We start from the raw sequence: 1,970 nt of genomic DNA, 5'->3' as shown, positions 1-1,970 counted from the left end.
TTTCCGTGGTGGGTCTGGCTGGATTCGAACCAGCGACCCCCGCCTTATCAAGACGGTGCTCTAACCGACTGAGCTACAGACCCACGCGAAACTTGTTTGCGTTGCTCTGTCTCATCGCCAGGCTGTCGAGGCCAGCTCCACAGGCTCACGCGATTTACTCACTGTTGTGTTCACAGCCGATAAGTGTGGGCGCTTAAAGCTAAGTGCTTGAGCTTTCGCTCTATAGTGATCTTGCTCTGCCAATACCTAAGTAATGACGAGGCGCGATCTATCTAGAAAGGAGGTGATCCAGCCGCACCTTCCGATACGGCTACCTTGTTACGACTTCACCCCAGTCACGAACCCTGCCGTGGTAATCGCCCTCCTTGCGGTTAGGCTAACTACTTCTGGCAGAACCCGCTCCCATGGTGTGACGGGCGGTGTGTACAAGACCCGGGAACGTATTCACCGCGGCAAGCTGATCCGCGATTACTAGCGATTCCGACTTCACGCAGTCGAGTTGCAGACTACGATCCGGACTACGACCGGGTTTCTGGGATTAGCTCCCCCTCGCGGGTTGGCAGCCCTCTGTCCCGGCCATTGTATGACGTGTGTAGCCCTACCCATAAGGGCCATGATGACCTGACGTCATCCCCACCTTCCTCCGGTTTGTCACCGGCAGTCTCATTAGAGTGCCCTTTCGTAGCAACTAATGACAAGGGTTGCGCTCGTTGCGGGACTTAACCCAACATCTCACGACACGAGCTGACGACGGCCATGCAGCACCTGTGTTCTGGCTCTCTTTCGAGCACTCCCAAATCTCTTCAGGATTCCAGACATGTCAAGGGTAGGTAAGGTTTTTCGCGTTGCATCGAATTAAACCACATCATCCACCGCTTGTGCGGGTCCCCGTCAATTCCTTTGAGTTTCAACCTTGCGGCCGTACTCCCCAGGCGGTCAACTTCACGCGTTAGCTACGTTACTGAGAAGAAACCCTCCCAACAACCAGTTGACATCGTTTAGGGCGTGGACTACCAGGGTATCTAATCCTGTTTGCTCCCCACGCTTTCGTGCATGAGCGTCAGTACAGGTCCAGGGGATTGCCTTCGCCATCGGTGTTCCTCCGCATATCTACGCATTTCACTGCTACACGCGGAATTCCATCCCCCTCTACCGTACTCTAGCTATGCAGTCACAAAGGCAGTTCCCAGGTTGAGCCCGGGGATTTCACCTCTGTCTTGCATAACCGCCTGCGCACGCTTTACGCCCAGTAATTCCGATTAACGCTTGCACCCTACGTATTACCGCGGCTGCTGGCACGTAGTTAGCCGGTGCTTATTCTTCAGGTACCGTCATGAGTCCCAGGTATTAACCAGAACCTTTTCTTCCCTGACAAAAGCGGTTTACAACCCGAAGGCCTTCTTCCCGCACGCGGCATGGCTGGATCAGGCTTGCGCCCATTGTCCAAAATTCCCCACTGCTGCCTCCCGTAGGAGTCTGGGCCGTGTCTCAGTCCCAGTGTGGCTGGTCGTCCTCTCAGACCAGCTACAGATCGTTGGCTTGGTGGGCTTTTACCCCACCAACTACCTAATCTGATATCGGCCGCTCCAATCGCGCGAGGTCTTGCGATCCCCCGCTTTCACCCTCAGGTCGTATGCGGTATTAGCTACTCTTTCGAGTAGTTATCCCCCACGACTGGGCACGTTCCGATATATTACTCACCCGTTCGCCACTCGTCAGCTTAACCTGTTACCGTTCGACTTGCATGTGTAAGGCATGCCGCCAGCGTTCAATCTGAGCCAGGATCAAACTCTACAGTTCGATCTTGAATTTACTCAACGGAATCGACTTAAACCATTTGCATGATTCAAATCTAATTTCCGTGAGCGTTTAAAGTCCGAAGGACCGTTGCAAGTCACCTTGCAACATCACTTCGCCTCAAACGCCCACGCTTATCGGCTGTTAATTCTTAAAGAACATCGCAATCAGTT

2 rRNA genes (1 of these 2 running past the window's edge) are annotated in these 1,970 nt (G+C 53.6%); both read right to left on the bottom strand.

Going from position 1 to position 1,970, the window contains the following annotated elements:
* A 23S ribosomal RNA gene (locus AC3WOE_RS30365) occupies positions 1-98 on the bottom strand; it reaches 2,630 nt to the left of the window's first position.
* 178 nt (positions 99-276) lie between these two features.
* A 16S ribosomal RNA gene (locus AC3WOE_RS30360) occupies positions 277-1,800 on the bottom strand.
* The 16S and 23S rRNA genes sit together here, the layout of an rRNA operon.
* Between the last annotated feature and the right edge of the window lie 170 nt (positions 1,801-1,970).

The sequence above is a fragment of the Roseateles sp. FW305-36 genome (assembly GCF_058787015.1).
This window is presented reverse-complemented; position numbering and strand designations above follow the sequence as displayed.